18 protein-coding genes are annotated in these 18,831 nt (G+C 65.0%); 15 read left to right on the top strand and 3 right to left on the bottom strand.

Translation table 11 applies throughout. The features are described from left to right. The first annotated feature begins 3 nt into the window (after positions 1-3). On the top strand, positions 4-999 hold the full coding sequence (locus ACQ4WY_RS02300; protein ID WP_436502646.1) for a response regulator: 996 nt from the start codon (positions 4-6) through the stop codon (positions 997-999). Positions 1,000-1,060: 61 nt separating this feature from the next. Then, complete coding sequence (locus tag ACQ4WY_RS02295) at positions 1,061-1,468, top strand: aminoglycoside phosphotransferase family protein (RefSeq protein WP_436502645.1); 408 nt, start codon at positions 1,061-1,063, stop codon at positions 1,466-1,468. Between the two features lie 6 nt (positions 1,469-1,474). On the opposite strand, the gene ACQ4WY_RS02290 is transcribed toward ACQ4WY_RS02295, so the two are convergent. Next, entirely contained in the window at positions 1,475-3,343 is a 1,869-nt protein-coding gene (locus ACQ4WY_RS02290) for an esterase/lipase family protein (RefSeq protein WP_436502644.1), read from the bottom strand. Positions 3,344-3,359: 16 nt separating this feature from the next. Beyond that, the gene (locus ACQ4WY_RS02285) at positions 3,360-4,136 is read right to left on the bottom strand and encodes a DUF481 domain-containing protein (protein WP_436502643.1); all 777 of its coding nucleotides are present in this window, start codon (positions 4,134-4,136) and stop codon (positions 3,360-3,362) included. A gap of 255 nt (positions 4,137-4,391) precedes the next feature. On the opposite strand from ACQ4WY_RS02285, the gene ACQ4WY_RS02280 reads away from it, so the two are divergent. The 12 genes from ACQ4WY_RS02280 (at position 4,392) to hmgA (ending at position 16,748) form a co-directional block, all read left to right on the top strand. After that, positions 4,392-5,078, top strand: a complete 687-nt coding sequence (locus ACQ4WY_RS02280) for a winged helix-turn-helix domain-containing protein (protein ID WP_353656930.1) — start codon at positions 4,392-4,394, stop codon at positions 5,076-5,078. Beyond that, positions 5,071-6,423, top strand: coding sequence for a sensor histidine kinase (locus tag ACQ4WY_RS02275; RefSeq protein WP_436502642.1), 1,353 nt, complete (start codon positions 5,071-5,073; stop codon positions 6,421-6,423). The genes ACQ4WY_RS02280 and ACQ4WY_RS02275 overlap by 8 nt, the downstream gene beginning before the upstream one ends. 176 nt (positions 6,424-6,599) lie before the next feature. Then, the gene (locus ACQ4WY_RS02270) at positions 6,600-7,502 is read left to right on the top strand and encodes a VirK/YbjX family protein (protein ID WP_436502641.1); all 903 of its coding nucleotides are present in this window, start codon (positions 6,600-6,602) and stop codon (positions 7,500-7,502) included. Positions 7,503-7,614: 112 nt separating this feature from the next. Beyond that, positions 7,615-8,589 (top strand): porphobilinogen synthase, encoded by a 975-nt coding sequence (hemB, locus tag ACQ4WY_RS02265; RefSeq protein ID WP_035819309.1) that lies wholly within the window; start codon positions 7,615-7,617, stop codon positions 8,587-8,589. A 77-nt stretch (positions 8,590-8,666) separates the two neighbouring features. Continuing rightward, positions 8,667-10,010, top strand: coding sequence for an MBL fold metallo-hydrolase (locus ACQ4WY_RS02260; protein WP_436502640.1), 1,344 nt, complete (start codon positions 8,667-8,669; stop codon positions 10,008-10,010). Positions 10,011-10,066: 56 nt separating this feature from the next. Continuing rightward, positions 10,067-10,576: a peptide-methionine (S)-S-oxide reductase MsrA gene (msrA, locus tag ACQ4WY_RS02255; RefSeq protein WP_436502639.1), complete on the top strand. Its 510-nt coding sequence runs from the start codon at positions 10,067-10,069 to the stop codon at positions 10,574-10,576. 25 nt (positions 10,577-10,601) lie between these two features. Next, positions 10,602-11,420, top strand: a complete 819-nt coding sequence (locus tag ACQ4WY_RS02250) for a helix-turn-helix domain-containing protein (protein ID WP_436502638.1) — start codon at positions 10,602-10,604, stop codon at positions 11,418-11,420. 218 nt (positions 11,421-11,638) lie between these two features. Further along, on the top strand, positions 11,639-12,037 hold the full coding sequence (locus tag ACQ4WY_RS02245) for a DUF1842 domain-containing protein (RefSeq protein ID WP_353656937.1): 399 nt from the start codon (positions 11,639-11,641) through the stop codon (positions 12,035-12,037). Between the two features lie 154 nt (positions 12,038-12,191). After that, entirely contained in the window at positions 12,192-13,556 is a 1,365-nt protein-coding gene (locus ACQ4WY_RS02240; RefSeq protein ID WP_436502637.1) for an MFS transporter, read from the top strand. Positions 13,557-13,569: 13 nt separating this feature from the next. Continuing rightward, positions 13,570-15,249 (top strand): FAD-dependent oxidoreductase, encoded by a 1,680-nt coding sequence (locus ACQ4WY_RS02235; protein WP_436502636.1) that lies wholly within the window; start codon positions 13,570-13,572, stop codon positions 15,247-15,249. Positions 15,250-15,261: 12 nt separating this feature from the next. Beyond that, the gene (locus ACQ4WY_RS02230; protein WP_436502635.1) at positions 15,262-15,447 is read left to right on the top strand and encodes a hypothetical protein; all 186 of its coding nucleotides are present in this window, start codon (positions 15,262-15,264) and stop codon (positions 15,445-15,447) included. Next, a complete protein-coding gene (gene hmgA, locus ACQ4WY_RS02225) occupies positions 15,444-16,748 on the top strand; it encodes a homogentisate 1,2-dioxygenase (RefSeq protein ID WP_436502634.1) in 1,305 nt (434 codons plus the stop codon). The genes ACQ4WY_RS02230 and hmgA overlap by 4 nt, the downstream gene beginning before the upstream one ends. A gap of 11 nt (positions 16,749-16,759) precedes the next feature. On the opposite strand, the gene ACQ4WY_RS02220 is transcribed toward hmgA, so the two are convergent. Next, positions 16,760-17,434 (bottom strand): LLM class flavin-dependent oxidoreductase, encoded by a 675-nt coding sequence (locus ACQ4WY_RS02220; protein ID WP_436502633.1) that lies wholly within the window; start codon positions 17,432-17,434, stop codon positions 16,760-16,762. Between the two features lie 144 nt (positions 17,435-17,578). On the opposite strand from ACQ4WY_RS02220, the gene ACQ4WY_RS02215 reads away from it, so the two are divergent. Continuing rightward, the gene (locus ACQ4WY_RS02215; RefSeq protein ID WP_436502632.1) at positions 17,579-18,790 is read left to right on the top strand and encodes a sigma-54 interaction domain-containing protein; all 1,212 of its coding nucleotides are present in this window, start codon (positions 17,579-17,581) and stop codon (positions 18,788-18,790) included. Positions 18,791-18,831 lie beyond the last annotated feature (41 nt).

Here is an 18,831-nt window from a genome sequence, read left to right as displayed (position 1 = left end):
CAGATGACCTTACACGAAGACAAACCGATCCTGCTGCTGGTCGATGATGAAGCGACGAATCTGCAGGTGCTGCGCCAGATTCTGCAGGACGACTACCGCCTGCTGTATGCGAAGGACGGCGAGAAGGCGTTGGAACTGGCGCAGAACAACCCCGTCGAACTGATCCTGCTCGACATTATGATGCCCGCCATGACGGGCTATGAAGTGTGTCGCCAGCTCAAGGCCATGCCGGTCACGGCGCCGATTCCCGTCATTTTCGTCACCGCCCTGTGCGACGTGAAGGACGAGGCGGACGGTTTTGACGCTGGCGCCGTCGACTACATCACGAAACCCGTCAGCCCGCCCATCGTGCGCGCCCGCGTGCGCACGCATCTGTCGCTGGTCGACGCCGAGGAATTGCGCCGCTCGCGCCTGCAGGTGATCCAGACCCTGGGTCAGGCGGCCGAATACAAGGATAACGAGACGGGCATGCACGTCATCCGCATGAGCTATTACGCGCGCCAGCTGGCGCTGGCGGCCGGCTACAGCGCGGGCAGGGCGGAAGACCTGCTGAACGCAGCGCCGATGCACGACGTGGGCAAGATCGGCATCCCCGACGCCATCTTGCAAAAGCCCGGCAAGCTCGATGCGGACGAATGGAAAGTCATGCGCAGCCACGCGGAAATCGGCGCGGCCATCATCGGCGAGCATGCGGGCGGCCTGCTGAAAATGGCGCGCACCATCGCCCTCACGCATCACGAGAAATGGGATGGCAGCGGTTATCCGCAAGGCTTGAAAGGCGAGGAAATCCCCCATGAGGGCCGCATCGTCGCCATCGCCGACGTCTTCGACGCGCTCACCAGCGAACGCCCGTACAAGCCCGCCTGGACGGTGTCGGACGCGATCGCCACCATGCAGCGCGACAGCGGCACGCACTTCGACCCGGACCTGCTGGCGCTGTTTGTCGAACACTTGCCGGCCATGCTGGAGATTAAGGACAAATGGCGCGAGCCGGCATGAACAGGCTACCTGCCCGCCTGTCTCTTATAGTAGTGTCCTGACCCTCATCTCAGGATTACCCATGGATTACCAGAACCGCATTGCCGACTATTTTCGGCAATGGTCACTGCGCGCCGATGGTGTGCCCGTGCTGCAGGGCGGCCAGCCGGCCATGCTGAAGCTGTCGACTGGCGACGATGAGCGCCGCGCTGGCGCCGTGCTGCGCTGGTGGGATGGTGACGGCACCGTGCGCGTGCTGGCCGCGTCATCCGATGATGATGTCTTGCTGCTTGAGCGGGCGATGGGCTCCCGTTCGCTGGCCGCGCTGGCGGGCACGGGGGAGGCGGGCGATGCGGCCGCCACCGGCATCCTGTGCGCCGTGGCGTCACGCCTGCATGCGCCACGGCCATCCGCTCCACCTTTGCCTCCCTTGTCCGGCTGCTTTGCCGCGCTGGCCGCCGCTACTGCGCTGGCGGCCTTGCGGGCGTGACGGGGCCTAAGGCAGGCTGTCAGGCAGCCGCAAAATCCGCCGTATCTCCAAAATCGCCTGCGGGCTTTCCTGCACGCTGTGCCACGAGGGGATGACTTTCTCCGACAACGCGCCATCGAGGTGGGCGCTGGCGTAGGGCACCACGCCGTCGCTCGATTCCGCCAGGGGTAGGTCCGGCGTGTCGTTGCCCATGATGGAGTAATAGCGCACTTTCGGGCAGATGGGCAGGTCCGCCACCAGGCGTACGAATGGGTCCTTGTCGCTGAGGTTGTCGATGCTGTTGGGGATGCGCAGTGGCTCGCTGCTGCCCGTGTCCAGCTGCGCCAAGCTGCCGGCCGCGTCGGACAACTGGTCGAGCATGTTGATGGGCAGTGTGATCAGGTTGGCGATCCAGCGCGCCACCTTGTGGTTGGCGAACGAGGTGCCGCGGTGCGGCGCGGCGATGAAGATGGCGCGGTTCACCTGCGGCATGGCCGTGAAATTCAGGTAGGGCGCCAGGCCGGCGCGCACCTTTTCCGCCTTCTTGCCCTTCAAATTGTATTCTTCGGTGATGGCGTCGAGCAGGGTGTTGCTGGCATCGGACACCATCAGGCGCGCCAGTACGCCGCCCATGCTGTGGCCGATCAAGACCATGTCGTTCGCGGCGTCGGCCTTGGCCGAAGGGGCGAATTGCGCCAGCGTCGCGTTCAGCGCCTGGCGGATGGCGACATTGTTGGCCGCCAGTGGCGCATTGCTCGGGTAGTACACCTGCCATATCTGGTAGCGGCGGCGCAGCTGTTCGTCGCCCATCAGTTCATTCGCCACATTGATCCACGCTTCCGGGCTGCTGGCCAGGCCATGCAGCATGACGATGGTGCGCTTGTTCGGGTCGTAGGGCTGCATCAGGTGCACCTGCGGGCGCGAAATGCCGTCGGCGCGGCCGAACAGGGTGCGCAGCGCCTGCACGCCAAAGCCGGAACGGGCCAGCCACAAGCCATAGCCGGCCGTGAAATTGGCGGCAACGGGCAGTTCCTGGCCCGCCATGCGCGTCGATTCGCTGCGTGTCGGGTCGACCAGCATCACCAGCAGCTGCTGCGTGGCCAGCACTTCCTGCAGGCTGTTGCCGTCGAAGCGGATCAGCGCCGTGACGACGGGGAAGCGGGTTTCCTGGTAGGGCACATACTCGCCTTTCGACGCCTGGGGCTTGGGCATGACTGCCACCAGGTCGGCGCCGAAGCCGTCGCGCCGGTACACATTGCGCAGGCCGGAAAACGACAGCGAGGTGGCCGGCAGCAGTTCCTCGGGCAGGGTGCCGTCGTCGGGCAGGCGCAGAGCCGACAATTCGCTGTCGATTTCCCAGCCGGCGACGCGGATCACATGGCCGTCGGGACGGTATTCGCCGCGGTGGCGGAACAGGTTGCCGACGGCCTTTTGCACGGCATAGTTATAGTAGTCGCGGATTTGCGTCTGCCGCTCTTCGAAGGCGCGCTGGCCCGGCGTGCGCGTCGTGTAAAACAGGTAGGCATACGCATAGCGGGCCGATTCGAGCCAGGCGGCCAGCCGTTCGGCGCTCGGGTGGCCGCCCTGTTTTTCTTCCGCCAGGGCAGTTTCGAGCCACAATTCGGACAGTGTGGCCAGGCGCTGCTCGTCGCTGAGCAGCTCGGAGCGGGCCAGGTCGGCGCGGCAACTGCCCGTATTCGCTTCGCAGGCGGCGATGTCGCTGCCGATGATGCGCAGCACTTCGCTGGCCGAGGCACTGAGCTTGCCCGTGGTGAGGATGTCGCCGCGCCGTTGCTGCAGGTAGTCGGCTGGCGAGATCGCGCTGACGGTGACGGCGGCGCAGCCGCTCAGCAGCGCCGCGGCGCACAGGAGGGCGCATACGCGCAGTCGCCGCATCAGCGTGGCCGGCATCTCAGAACGAGTAGACCAGGGTCAGCGACGTCTGCGTATCCGTGTTCTTCTTGTCGTCGGGTACGCGCGTATCGTTACGGGCGCTGAAGGCGGCCTTCATCTGCATGGTGCCGTTGATTTTCGTGCTGAGGGCCGTTTCGGCGATCGAGTGGGTGTTCGAGGTGCCCCGTTCCACGCTGATCGTCTGCGTAAACATGGCCGACTGGCTGATCTTCCACTTCATGGCGGCTGCGCCGCGTACCGTCAGGCCGTGTTCCGATTCGCCTGCATCGTTGGTGCCGCTGAAATAGCCCGGACCGACTTCCACGTCGACGCTCTTGTCGCTCGACTGGTACCAGCGCGAGCCATGACCGACGGCCAGGGTCGAGTACTTGGTGTAGGCGCCGAACTTGTCGTTCACGTGCGAGGCCAGCACGAACAGTTTTTCATGGTCAGCCATCAGCTTGTAGGCGGCCTTGGCGGAGGCGGAAAAGCGTTCGGCCGAGCGTTCGCGCACTTTCTCGCCGTCGTCGTTGGTCGTTTCGTCTTCCTTGAAGTAGCCGCTGAAGATGTACTGGTTGCTCCAGTCATCGAGTTCCTGGCGTGCGTCGATCTTGCCGGTGACGGAGGTGCCGACCGTGTTGCCCGAGGTGGTGATGGCGCCCAGTTCGGCGGAAGTGCTCCAGCTGCCGATGGGGATTTCATCGAACAGCATGCTTTGCTTGGTGTCTTTGGCGGCGGCGCTGCCGCAGGTGATGGCCATGGCCAGCGCCAGTGCGAGAGAGTAGGTCGATTTCATGGCTGTATTTGTCTGTGGCGCGCGTCAGGCGTGCCTGCTGTTCGTTAATGGCAGTGGTGGCTATGCAGGCCGCGGCAAGCCGCGAGGCGCCGATAAAACCTGCGCACATGCGCGCGCGGGCGCGGCGAAAAATTGTCGAGGCTGTATTGTACCCGACCCTGTCATCGTTCGCCGCACGTGGCGGCGCGTTGCAAGCGGCCCGTGCCTGGCGTATGCTGCGCGTATCTGCTGCCCTGACTTTTACAAGGAACCTCCGTGCGCTGCCTGGTCATCGAAGACGAAGCTGAAACTTCCCGCTATATCTGTGCCGGCCTGCGTGAGGCGGGCCACGACGTCACCGCCTGCGACAATGGCATCGACGGCATGCGCCTGGCCTGCGGCGAAGACTGGGATGCGCTGGTGCTCGACCGCCTGTTGCCCGGCGAGATCGATGGCCTGGCCATCGTCGCGCGCCTGCGCGGCATGGGCAGCAACACGCCCGTGCTGGTGCTGTCCGCCCTGTCCAGCGTCGACGAGCGCGTGCGCGGCCTGCGCAGCGGCGGTGACGATTATCTGTCGAAACCGTTCGCCATCGCCGAACTGCTGGCGCGCATCGAGGCGCTGCTGCGGCGCGCCGCGCCCGTGCCCGAAGCGACGCAGCTGCAGGTGGCCGACCTGGTGCTCGACATGCGCACCATGCGCGTGACGCGCGCCAACCGGCAAATCGCCCTGCAGCCGCGCGAGTTCCGCCTGCTGGAATACCTGATGCGCCACCAGGGCCAGTCCGTCACGCGCGCCATGCTGCTCGAAGCTGTGTGGGACTACCATTTCGACCCGCAGACGAACGTCATCGACGTGCAGGTGAGCCGTTTGCGCACCAAGGTGGACAAGGAATTTTCGCCGCCGCTGATCCACACGGTGCGCGGCGTCGGCTACACCCTGGGCGTGATCGATAGTGCGTAACTGGCACCGCTCGATCGCGGCCCGCCTGGCGCTCGGCTATGGCGTGCTGGTGGTCGTCTCGATCAGCATTGTCTGCGCCGTGTTCTATTTCGGCACCATCGGCGTGCTGGACCGCAGCGTGGACCGCAAGCTGACCTTGCTCTCGGAGCGCCTTGCGGCTTTGTACGAGCAAGGCGGCAGCAGCCGCACGACGGCGGAAATCGCCCATTTGCTCACAGACCGCACCGACAGCGACACGGAGATTTTTTTGCTGGTGGGCGCCGATGGCCGCCGCGTGGCGGGCAATCTGTCGTCGTGGCCCGACCTTGGCAGCCCCGTGGACCGCTTGCTGCACCGCGACGTCACGCGCGAAGGACGCAGGGTGCCCGCGCGCATGCTGATCCGCGACCTGGCGGGCGGCGCGCGCCTGTTCGTCGGACGCGACATGGAGGAGGGCAAGTCGATCCGCACCCTGGTGCTGCGCTCGCTGGCCTATGGCGGCGGGGTGGCCATCCTGCTGGTGGTGGCAGGCGCGTGGCTGTTCCGGCGCCAGCTCGAAGCGCGCATCGGGCAGATCCGCCGCACGGCGGGGGAAATCGAGGCGGGGGACCTGAGCCGGCGCATACCCGTCTCCAGCGAAGATGAATTTGGCTTGCTGAGTCGCGATATCAACCGCATGCTCGACCGCATCGAGCACTTGATGGAAGGCGTGCGCCACGTGTCGAACGCCATCGCGCACGACCTGCGCACGCCGCTGGGCCGCATCCGCAACAAGCTCGATGGCGCCTTGCGCCAGCAGCAGGGCGTGGCCGGCTACGAGAGCGCGGCGCAGGCGGCCATCGACGATATCGACGACCTCACGCGCGTGTTCGACAAGCTGCTGCAGATCGCGGCGGCCGAATCGGGCATGCGCCCGGAGAATTTCGACGACATCGACCTGCAGCAGATCGGCGCCGACATCGTGGAAATGTACGAAGCGACGGCCGACGAGCAGGGCGTGCTGCTGGTGCAGATGTATGGCGAGGGCGTGCCGGCGCGCGGCGACCGCAACCTGCTGGGCAGCGCCCTGGCCAGCTTGGTCGACAACGCCATCAAATACGCGGGGCGGGGCGCCACGGTGGAAGTGTCGGCCGGCAGCGATGAACAGGGCAACTGGCTGGCCGTGCGCGACAACGGCCCTGGCGTGCCAGCGGAGGAACTGCCGAAGCTGACGCAGCGTTTTTACCGGCTCGACAAGAGCCGCCATTTGCCCGGCAATGGCCTGGGCCTGTCCATCGTCGCGGCCATCGCGGCCCTGCATGGCGGCAGCCTGGAGATCGAGGATGCGGCGCCGGGCTTGCGCCTGCGATTGCGGCTGCTGCGCTAAGCTGCCAGCGCCAGTGGCCGGCCGGCACATTACCAACTTGTAACCCCCTTCATTTTCGCCTCCCCCTATCATCCGCTCTACCCGGAACAGGCGGCAGCATGCGCGCAGCCGCCTGTTCCGGGCTGCCCGCGGCCCGCCGCGGCTTGCCTGTCCCGACCCGTCGCAGAGCCGTTTTCATGCATACTTTTACCGCTACCGGCGACAACGCCGCGCCGCAGCAGGCGCCACTGCGCCAGCATGGGCACCGCCTCAAGGCCGCCCTGGGCGCCATCGTCTTTCCCGTGCAACGCGCACGCTGGCAAGCGTTCATCGCATTGATGCCTGGCCTGGCGGCGCTGACGCAGGCCCATCCCAGCCTGCGGTACAAGATTTATCGTCCCTATGCCAGCCGCCGGTTTGGCTGCGCGGCGAGGGTGGACCTGCTGTGCGGACATTACCGCTTCCTGTGGCAGGCTGGCGCGCGGCCGCTGGTCGAATACGCGGCGCGGCGCGCGCTGGTGCTGGCCACTATCGAGGGCAAGGATGGCGCCAGCTACCGCTTGCAGCTGACGGCCATCCACGACAGCCACCGCGAAGGGGAACTGTGCCTGCGTCTGACGCGCGACGGCGTCCCGCTATACCTGGCCAGTTTCCTGTTCCGTCCCCAGTCTGGCGGCACTGTCATCCAGCTGGGCGCCTTGCAGGGCTTGCGCTCACCCGCCGGTGCGCAGGCGGTGAAAGAGGCCACACGGGCGCTGCATGGCTGCCGGCCGAAAAACCTGATGGTGGCCGCCTTGCGCGACCTGGGCGACTTTTTCGGCTGCGGCCACCTTGACCTGGTCAGCAACGCCAACCGCATCGCGCTGAACTGGCGCCGGCGCCGACACATCTCCTGTGACTACGACCTGGCGTGGCAGGAACTGCATGCGCTGCCCACCAGCGACGGCAATTTCCGCCTGCCATGCGGCCCTTGCCGGATGCCGGACCTGGAGCTTGTGCCGTCGAAAAAGCGCGCCGATGCGCGCCGCCGCGGCGCGATGCTGGTGCAACTGGCGGCGGACATGCGCTGGCAAGTGGCGGCCCTGCTGCACGCGCAATGAAGGTAGAACGAAGCGTTTCTTGACCTGCGCGGCTTTTTTGCCGGGCGGCCCGGCGCAATCGGCGTGATCGGCGTATACTTATCGGCGTTCTTAACCTGAAGCCAGTCACCCCATGCCAGCACAATTCCCCACTTCGCGCATGCGCCGCCTGCGCGCGACCCCGCAACTGCGCGAGCTGTTCCGCGAGACCGAGATCAATCCGCGCGACCTGGTCCTGCCGATCTTCGTCGATGAAGGGTCCAGCGATTTCATCGACATCAAGTCCATGCCCGGCGTGCGCCGCATTCCCGAAGCGAAGCTGGCGCAGGAAGTCGAGCGCTACGCGCGCGCCGGCCTGCGCTCCGTCATGACCTTCGGCATTTCGCACCACAAGGATAGCCATGGCACGGACACCCTGAACCCGGACGGCCTGGTGGCGCGCATGTCGCGCATCATCAAGGACGCCGTACCGGAAATGGTCGTCATGTCCGACACCTGCTTCTGCGAATACACGGACCACGGCCACTGCGGCATCCTGCATGGCGACACGGTCGACAATGACAGCACGGTGCTGAACCTGGGCAAGCAAGCCGTCATCGCGGCCCAGGCGGGCGCCGACATCATCGCCCCATCGGCCGCCATGGATGGCCAGGTAGCGGCGATCCGCAGCGCGCTCGACGCAGCCGGTTTCCACGACACGCCCGTGATGGCGTATTCGACCAAGTTCGCCTCCGGCCTGTACGGCCCTTTCCGCGACGCCGCCGGCAGCACCCTCAAGGGCGACCGCAAAACGTACCAGATGGACCCGATGAACCGCCGCGAAGCGGTCCGCGAGTCGCTGATCGACGAAGCCGAAGGCGCCGACGCGCTGATGGTGAAACCGGCCGGTGCCTACCTGGACATCATCCGCGACCTGCGTGAGGTGACACGTTTGCCGATCGGCGCCTACCAGGTCAGCGGCGAGTACGCGATGATCAAGTTCGCCGCACAGGCGGGCGCCATTGACGAGCGCCGCGTGGTGCAGGAAACCCTGGGCGCCATCAAGCGCGCGGGCGCGGACATGATCTTTACTTACTTCGCGATGGATGTGCTGAATAATCCGTACTAAGTAAACATGGGGCAGTGCGGCCGCCTTTTCAGCTATCATGGCGCGCTGCCCAACCGGGTTTTATTTGTAGCTTGTTTATGCCCCTGAAAATCTCCCGCATCCTGCACGCCGGCTATGTCTTCGAATGCGAAGGCACGGCCATCGCCTTCGACCCCATCGTCGAAAACCCGTTCAGCCGCAACTGCCACGCGTTTCCGTCCGTGCGCTTCGACCTCGACGCCGTGCGCCGGCTGCGCTGGGATGCCGTCTTCATCTCGCACTTCCACGACGACCACTGCTCGCTCGACAGTCTCGACGTGCTCGACCGCGCCACGCCCATCTACCTGTACTGCGTCTTCGACGAGCTGTTCGCGATGATCCGCGCGCTGGGTTTTACTGCCGTCGAGCGGCTGCACGTGGACGTGCCCGTGCGGGTGGGCGCCATCGAGGTGATTCCGCGCCGCGCGCTGGACGACGATGTCGATTCGCTGTTCCAGGTGCGAGCGGCGGGACTGAACGTGCTCAATGTCGTCGATTCCTGGATCGGCCCGGAGACGCTTGAGCAGCTGGCCGCCTTTGCGCCCTGGGACATGGTCTTGTGGCCATTCCAGACCATGCGCGAAATCGCCGTCATCGCGCCGTCGCTGGCAGCGCGAGGACCAGTGGATTTGCCAGACGACTGGGTGCCGCAGCTGCGCGCGCTGGCGCCCCGTTACCTGGTGCCCAGTTCCTGCCAGTTCGTGCAGGAAGACTGGTCCTGGTACAACCATGCGATGTTCCCGATCACTTACCGCCGGTTTGCCGATGAGATCGGCGCCGCGCTGCCGGACGCGCACATCTTCCGCCTCGACCCGTCGACGGCCGTGCTGCTCGACGCACACGGTTTACAGACGGCCGTGCCGCTGCCGTGGGTCATTCCCGTGGGCCCGCAGGACGTGGATTTCGACTACCGCCCCGAGGCGCCGCCGCCCGCCACGGCGGACATCGCCCGGCGTTTCGCGCCCTTGCATGCCGACGACACGGCGCTGGTGCTCGATTTTTGCCGGAACGGCTTGCTCGAGCGCTACCGCGACATGGAATTGCCCGAGGATAGCTATTTCCAGGCGCCGCGTTTGTGGCGGCTGTCGCTGTCCGGCCAGGATGGCGCCGCCACAGTCCTGCATTACCGTACGCATGGCGATTTGATCGACCTTGTGCCGGACACGGGCGAAGCGCCGGGCTGGACCACCGAGGTGCCGCTGGTGAAATGCCATGCGGCGCTGGTGCTGGGCGAATCGCTGACGTCGATGTACATGCGCATCAACGATGGTCCTTTCGATGCCGAGGCGCGGGCCGAACTGGAGGAGGCCGACATCGTCGACGATCCCTTGATCCGCTGCCTGTTCAACGACGCCATCGGCGCCTACCAGGCGGCGCAGCTCAAACGCTTGCTGGCCCGCTGAAGAAAGTCGCGCGACAGAGTAAGATAGCTGCTTCTGACTAGAACGGGAAAGACACCATGGCACAAGACAAGGAAACCGCGATCCTGGCGGGCGGCTGCTTCTGGGGCGTGCAAGACTTGCTGCGCCGTTATCCTGGCGTGATCGCCACGCGCGTGGGCTACAGCGGCGGCGACGTGGCCAACGCCACCTACCGCAACCACGGCACGCACGCGGAAGCGATCGAGATCATCTTCGACCCGAACACCATCAGCTACCGCAAGATCCTGGAATTTTTCTTCCAGATCCATGACCCCAGCACGCCGGACCGCCAGGGCAATGACCGCGGCACGAGCTACCGCTCGGCCATCTTCTACACGAACGAAGAGCAAAGACGGGTCGCCGAAGACACCATCCGCGACGTCGACGCCTCCGGCCTGTGGCCCGGCAAGGTGGTGACGGAAGTGGCGCCGGCCGGCCCGTTCTGGGAAGCGGAACCCGAGCACCAGGATTATCTGCAGCGCTTGCCACACGGCTATACCTGCCACTACATCCGGCCGGACTGGGTCTTGCCGCAGCGCGCGCAGTAAGCGAAGAGGAAGAGGGGGAGCGGGCATGCGTTACTGGCGCGTCGAGCGGCGGCAGGCGGAAGGGCAGCTGGACTTCGGGCGTACCCTGGAGCTGATGGCGGCCATCGGCCATGCCGACGTGAATGCCGTCGCCGGGGCCATCCTGAAAACGGTCAGCACGGTCGCGCCCATTGCCCAGTGCACGATTTTTGCCTATGAATTTGGCAACCGCCCCCGCACTGTCGCCGTGGCCGACCGGCGCGGCGGCCGTTTCCTGCAAGACATTGCCGAGAGCTACGCGCGCCACTACTACGCGCTCGATGGCAATCAGCGCGTGATTGTGCCGGCGCCGGGGCGGAAACTCGATCCCGCCATCGTGCTGCACCAGCAGGCCAGCGACGAGATCGATCATCCGGGCTACCGCGCCGTTTGCTACCAGAAACCGAATGTCTCGGACCGTTTATCCCTGCTGGTGCAGCCAGCCGGTGACATCTGGCTGTCCGTCAATTTCTACCGCGACAGCAGCCAGGGCCAGTTCCTGCCCGGCGAAATCGCCGCCGTCGAAACCCTGTCGCCGCTGCTGGCGTATGCGGCGAAACACCACTACAGCCTGAAGGGCCAGCCCGCGCAAGGCGTTTCGCCCATGATGCTGGCCCGGTTGCACCAGCATGGTCCGCAATTGAGCAAGCGCGAACTCGATGTGCTGCGCGGCGTGCTCGAAGGGCTGACGGCCGTGGAGATCGCCGACAGCATGGGCGTGCAGCCTTCCAGCGTCATCACCTATCAAAAGCGCGCGTATAAGCGCCTGGGCATTTCCAGCCAGCGTCAATTGTTTGCGCTATGTCTGGGGCCGCCAGCGATATAGATCGCTGGCTAAGCCCGCATGGCGTGTACAGCACAAAATTGCTGAAATTCAAGGCAATAATGTGAGCATATTGGCACGAAAATAAGGACTATGCTGTCGGCAGAGTGTTGATGCGCCGCTAAGTAACGGCCATCGGCAAGGCTGATAGCCAGTGCCTGTCGCCGCGCGCGATCTCCACCTTTTCATGGCTCAGGAATCATTCCCCGAAGGAGTCCATTGTGTCCTCAACTGAACTGAATGCGGTAGAACACGTCTATCTGATCGCCGGCAATCTCGGCCTGCCTGGCGCACCCATCCTGAATCTGGCCCTGTTTTACAATCCCGCTGACGGCAGCGTCAGCGGCGAAGCCCTGATTACGCAGTCGATCGCACCACCGAATGGCCGCGTTGTGATCCGTCCCGTCAGCGGTCCCGTGCACGGCCTGGGCATCGGCGGCGCCACGCGCGTCTTCAGCCTGAGCGGCGAATACGTGGTGTCCGTACCGCCACCGGCCATCGGCAGCTACCTGGCCAAGTTCGAGGCGACCTTTGTGACCGACAACAACTGGAGCGGCCACGGCTCCTTCATCTATGGCAACCAGAAGATCGACAACGTGCCCATCAAGAAACGCGGCTAGGCACGCTGGCTAGTTCTTTTGGCCAAAGGCTGTCCCTAAAATGGGGACAGCCTTTGGCGTAGTCGTCTGCATACTGTGTTGCAAGCCGGGATCACCCGGCAGCTCTTACCCAAGAACAACAACAAGGGGAGGGCGACACCTTATGGAGACAAGCATGACCATCACCCAGGCGGCTCCCCCCGCCATTTCCGCTACTACTGCGCCCGTTCCTGACGCGGCCACCGTCCAACTTGAACAGCAAGTCATGCGCAAGGTGTCGCGCCATTTGCTGGGATTCTTGTTCCTGCTGTTCGTGTTTTCCTTTCTTGATCGCATCAATATCGGCTTCGCCGGCCTGACCATGATGCAAGACCTGGGCCTGTCCGGCACCCAGTTCGGCTTTGCCACCACCCTGTTTTATATCGCCTACATCGCGTGCAGCATTCCCAGCAACATCGTGCTGGCCCGCATCGGCGCGCGTAAATGGATAGGCAGCATGATGATCGCCTGGGGCCTGGCCTCGACGGCGACCCTGTTCGCCAGCGGCCCGGCCAGCCTGTATGCGCTGCGCTTTCTCGTCGGCGTGACGGAAGCGGGCTTCCTGCCCGGCATGCTGCTCTACCTGACCTACTGGTTCCCCAGCGCCTACCGGGCGCGCGCCAATGCCCTGTTCATGATCGCCATGCCCGTCACGGCCGCCATCGGCTCGGCCTTGTCGGGCCTGATCCTGGGCCTCGATGGCCACTGGGGCTTGAAGGGCTGGCAATGGCTGTTCTTGCTCGAAGGCATGCCTTCCGTGCTGCTGGGCCTGGCCGTGTACGGCTACCTCGATGACTCGCCTGGCAAGGCGAACTGGCTGGGCAAGCTGGAACAGCAAGTGCTGGCGCGCATGCTGGCGGCCGAACACAAGCCTGCCGCGGTGCACATCGCGCCACAGCAAAAGATATCGGTGCTGGCGGAAATGCTGTCGCCCACCGTGCTGAAATTCGGCATCGCCTATTTTTGCCTGGTCAACACCCTGGCCATGGTGGCCGTGTGGACGCCGCTGATCGTGAAAAGTTTTAATAGCAACGCCAGCAACACGCAAATTGGTCTGCTGGCCGCCATTCCGCAAGTGTGCACCGTGATTGGCATGATTCTGTGGGGCCGCCGCTCGGACCGCCTGCAGGAGCGCCGCTGGCATATCGTCTGGCCCATGCTGCTGTCGGCCAGCGGCTGGCTCTTCACCGCGTATGCCGGCAATCCTGTGGTGCAGTTGCTGGGCGTGTGCATGGCCTCGACGGGCGCTTACACGGCCATGTCCGTCTTCTGGACGACACCGGACCGGGCGCTGAGCCTGGGGGCGCGCGCCATCGGTATCGCCGTCATCAATGCCACGGGCAATATCGGCTCCGCCCTGAACCCCGTCGTCGTGGGCTGGCTGAAGGATTTGACGCACAGCTTTGCCACGGGCTTGCTGTACGCCAGCGTGCTGCTGGTGGCCGGCGCGGCCATCGTGCTGACCCTGCCCATCGCGCGTGCCGGTAAAACACATTCTTGAAGAGGAACCCATCATGAGCGACACGTTTCACCCTTATCCCCATGTGCCGAAGGTGTATCCGCCCGGTAAAGCAGTTGGCTCTGGCACGCAGCATGTGCCGGTCCTGATCGTCGGCGGCGGGCCCGTGGGTCTGGCCACGGCCCTGGGTCTGGCCCGCCACGGCGTGCGCTGCGTGCTGATCGAAGCGGACGATGGCGTCTGCACGGGCAGCCGCGCCATCTGCATCTCGCGGCGCAGCCTGGAAATCATCGAACGCCTGGGCGCGCTGGACGGTTTCCTGGCCAAGGGTTTGCCCTGGGCGGGCGGGCGCAGCTTTTACCGCGATGCGGAAGTTCTGCACTTCACGATGCCGCAAGACGCGAACCAGAAGCTGCCGCCCATGGTCAACCTGGCGCAATACCATATCGAGCAATTCCTGCTCGACGCGGCTGAACGCTTGCCGGAGCTGATCGATATCCGCTGGCAAACGCGGGTCACTGGCGTGGACCAGCGCGCGGACGGCGCCACCGTCACCGTGGCCACGCCAGATGAAACCTACAAAATCGAGACGGACTGGCTGGTGGCGGCCGATGGCGGGCGCAGCGTGGTGCGCGAGGCGCTGGGCCTCAAATTGCAGGGCACCAGCTATGAAGGCCGCTATGTGATCGTCGACATCCACCTGCAGAGCGATCGCCCGACGGAGCGCCTCGCGTATTTCGACCCGCCATCGAATCCCGGCTCGACCGTGCTGGTGCACAAGCAGCCCGACGATATCTGGCGCATCGACTATCAATTGCGCGACGACGAGGATGCGCAGGCGGCCGTGCTGCTGGAAAACGTGGCGCCCCGCGTGGACAGCTTGCTGGCCATGATGGGAGAAAAGGCACCGTGGCATCCCGTGTGGATCACCATCTATAAAGCCAACGCCTTGACGCTGGATAAATACCGGCACGGCCCCGTGCTGTTCGCGGGCGACGCGGCCCACCTGGTGCCCATCTTCGGCGTGCGCGGAGCGAACTCGGGCATCGACGATGCGGACAATCTGGCCTGGAAGCTCGCTTATGTCGTCAAGGGCCAGGCGCCGCATACCTTGCTGGACAGCTATTCGGACGAGCGCGTGTACGCTGCCCGTGAAAACCTGCGCCACGGTACGAAAAGCACGGAATTCATGGCGCCGCCCACCTTTGCCTTCGAGCTGATGCGCACGGCCGTGCTGGGCCTGGCGGGCAAGCATGCGCACGTGCGCTCCCTGATCAACCCGCGCCAGACCAGCGCCATCGCCTATGCGCAGTCGCCCCTGAATGCGCCAGAGAGCGAGACGTTTGCCGCCGGCCCGGCGCCGGGTACGGTCTTGCCGGAATGTCCGCTGGCGCTGCCGCACAACGGCGGACAAAAAGCGGGGTATATTACCGATCTGGTGCAGCGCACCGATGGCGATTTTACGGGACTGTACTTCAGCGACGATGGTGCCGTGCCCGCGGAACTGCTGGCGCTGGGCGACATATTGCCGTTGACGACGGTGGCGATCGCCCGCAGCGGGGCGCAAGGGTGCGCCTGGGACCACACGGTGCAGGTATTCTCGCTGTTTGATGCGCAGCCAGGCACGTTTTACCTCGTGCGTCCCGATGGCCATGTGCTGGGCCGCTGGCGCGAGGTGCAGGCGGGGCAGGTGGCGGCGGCGCTGGCGGCGGCCGGCATCGCCCAATCAAAGTAACAAGGAGACAATATGACCGATATCGAACTGGACAATCTTTACACTGAGCTGTGCCACACCATCAGCGGCCTGGGCGAACAGCGTTCGCCCCTGTTTCTGGCCCGCTTCGCCTTGCTGGCCATGGGCGCCATCGGCCAGGCCGACGTGGTGCAGCGCTTGCTGCGCGACGCGGCCGACGGCTTGGCGGAGCCGGCATGATAGGCGCCGGCTACCAAAGCGGCTTCGGCAACGAATTTGCCACGGAAGCCGTGTCCGGCGCCTTGCCACAGGGGCAGAATTCGCCGCAGCAGGCGCCGTTAGGCCTGTATGCGGAACAATTGTCGGGCACGGCCTTTACGGCGCCGCGCGCGCAGAACCGGCGTTCCTGGCTGTACCGCATCCGTCCCGCCAGCCAGCATCCGCCATACACTTTGCTTGCCAACAGCCGCATCGTCAGCGATTTCCACGCCATGCCGCCCACACCGCCGAACCAGTTGCGCTGGGACCCGCTGCCACTGCCCGACGGCAGTACGCCAGTGGACTTCATCGATGGCTGGCAGACGATGGCTGGCAATGGCAGCGCCGAAGCGATGAGCGGCTGCGCCATCCACGTGTATGCGGCCAACCGTGCCATGCAGCGCTTCTTTTATTCGGCCGATGGAGAATTGCTGGTCGTGCCGCAGGAAGGCCGGCTGGCGATTGCCACGGAACTGGGTTTGATCGAACTGGAACCGCAGGAAATCGCCGTGATTCCCCGCGGCGTGCGTTTCCGCGTGACCCTGCCCGATGGCGTGGCGCGCGGCTATGTGTGTGAAAACTTCGGCACGGCTTTCCGCCTGCCCGACATGGGGCCCATCGGCTCGAACGGCCTGGCCAACAGCCGGGATTTCCTCACGCCGCACGCGGCCTATGAAGACATCGATGGCGAGTGCGAACTGTTGGCCAAGTTCGGCGGCCATTTGTGGCGCACGACGCTCGACCATTCACCGCTGGACGTGGTGGCCTGGCATGGCAATTACGCGCCGTATAAATATGATTTGCGCCGTTTTAACACCATCGGATCGATCAGTTACGACCATCCGGACCCGTCGATCTTTCTCGTGCTGCAAGCGCCCAGCGAAAACCCGCTGCTGGGAGCCATCGACTTTGCCATCTTTCCGCCGCGCTGGCTGGCTGCCGAGCATACCTTCCGCCCACCCTGGTTCCACCGCAACGTGGCCAGCGAATTCATGGGCCTGATCCACGGCGTGTACGACGCCAAGGCGGCCGGCTTCGTGCCGGGCGGCGCCAGCCTGCACAACTGCATGTCCGGCCACGGTCCCGATGCGCAGACCTTCGAAAAGGCGTCGCACAGCGACACGTCCGCCCCCGTCAAGGTGGGCGACACCATGGCCTTCATGTTCGAGACGCGCACCATCCTCAAGCCGACGCCGTTCGCCCTAAGCAGTGAGCTGCTGCAAAACGACTATTTCGAATGCTGGCAAGGCTTGCGCAAGCATTTTGATCCTGATCCAAGCTAGTCTGGCCTTGCTCAGGCGGCCCGCGCCCCCGCCACCGTGTGCGGGTTGGCGGGCCGCGCCAGTCCCAGATGGCCGCGCGAGGCAAAATACTCGCCCTGGAAGTTGAGCGCATGCCCTTGTGCGGGCGCGTAAAACTGGCCGCCGGCGCGGTCGGGCTGGTCGAGGGCGTCGTCATCCCAGCTATCCCACAGGGCCTTGGACAAGGCGACGAATTCATCGGCGCGCGCGTAGCGGGCCGCGTGACTGCGTGGTTCAAGAATGCCGAAATTGCGCGCCGTATGCTCGCCAAACGAGGAGACGACGTTCCAGCCAGCGCGCCCGCCGCTCAGGTGGTCGAGCGAACTGAATTTGCGCGCCACGTGGTAGGGGTGTTCGTAATTGGTGTTGATGGTGGCGATCAGGCCGATATGGCTGGTGACGGCGGCAATCGCCGACAGCAGGGTGAAGGGCTCGAAGGGCAGGCCGATGGCGGCGCGGCCCGTGTCGGGCGTGACGGCGCCGGAGCGGCCGATGAAGTCGGCGATAAAGAAACTGTCGAACCTGGCCGCCTCGGCCAGTTTGGCGGCGCGCAGCCACCAGGCCAGGTCGGGCCGCCCGCTGGCGCTGGCGGATGGCTGGCGCCAGGCGGCCGGATGGTGGCCGTGGCGTTGTAAAAACACATTCAGGCCAAGCTGGCGTGCTGGCATGGGGGCTCCGTGGTGGGCAGGCGACATTGCCTGCTCCTTTGCTGCAGCAAGGTTCGGGCCAACGCCCCACATATGCAAAATCCGGATAAGCTAGCGCGGCACCATTCGTTCACGCCTGGAGATGGAGCGCGGTATAGTCGGCTCATGGAACTCTTAGCCCACAATTTCAGCAGCGATTTCGCGCGCAGCGCCCACCTGGCCCGCGGCGCGGGCGATGACGGCGATAGCGAGGCGCTGGTCGCCTTCCGCGACCCGCAGCAAATGAGCTTGTTGGTGCGCGCCACGGCCTTTGTCTTTGCCGACCCCCGTTCGCGCCAGTTGCATGAGCTGATCGAGCGCATCGCTCCCAGCGAGGCGACGGTGCTGATCACGGGCGAAACGGGTACCGGGAAAGAGTTGATCGCGCGCCATGTACACGGCTTGAGCGGGCGCGCCGAGCAGACTTTTGTGGCGATTAACTGCGGCGCGTTTTCCGAAACCCTCGTCGAGAGCGAACTGTTTGGCTATGAAAAAGGCGCGTTTACGGGCGCGCAGCAGGGCAAACCTGGCTGGTTCGAGACGGCCAGCGGCGGCACCCTGTTCCTCGACGAAATCGGCGACTTGCCGCTGGCGATGCAGGTCAAGCTGCTGCGCGTGCTGCAGGAGCGCGAAGTGGTGCGCCTGGGGGCGCGGCGCGCCATCCCCATCGACGTGCGCCTGATTGCCGCGACCAATGTGGATCTGGCCGAAGCCGTGCGGGCCGGGCGCTTCCGCGAAGACCTGTATTACCGGCTGCAGGTGATCGGCCTGCCGCTGCGTCCTTTGCGTGAACGCCCGGGCGACATCATGCCGCTGACGCGCCACTTCATGGCCATCTATGCGCAGCGCTTGCACTTGGGTGAGGTGGAGCTGGGCGCTGACGCGCAGCAAGCCTTGCTGGCGTACCCGTGGCCGGGCAATATCCGCGAACTGGAAAACGTCATCCACCGCGCGCTGCTCGTGTGCCGCAGCGGCGTGGTGCGCGCCGAGGACCTGAGTTTGTCGGGCTGGCACCGCGCACTTGCCACCACTCCCGCGCCAGCGCCCGCATCCGCTCCTGTCCCCGTGCCGGACGCCTGGGCCGGCGGCGCCGATATCGCCTACGCGGCCCACGGCGCGGCCGGCCAGGACGACTTGCTGGCCGCCGAACGTTTCGCCCGCGCCTGGCAAGCCTTGCTCGACTCGGGCGAAGCCGTGGAATTTGAGGCCATGCAGCAGGAACTGGTGCGCGCCGCGTGGGAGCGCAATGAGCGCAACCAGGTGCGCACGGCGAAGCATTTGAATCTGAGCCGTAACATCCTGCGCACCTTCCTGAAAAAGGCGGGCGCCATCGACTAGGCGCATGACTGACCCCGTGGAGCCGGAACCGCAGTGATGCG

It is taken from the genome of Janthinobacterium salmonicoloratum (assembly GCF_051380845.1).
Lineage (GTDB): Bacteria > Pseudomonadota > Gammaproteobacteria > Burkholderiales > Burkholderiaceae_D > Janthinobacterium > Janthinobacterium lividum_F.
This window is presented reverse-complemented; position numbering and strand designations above follow the sequence as displayed.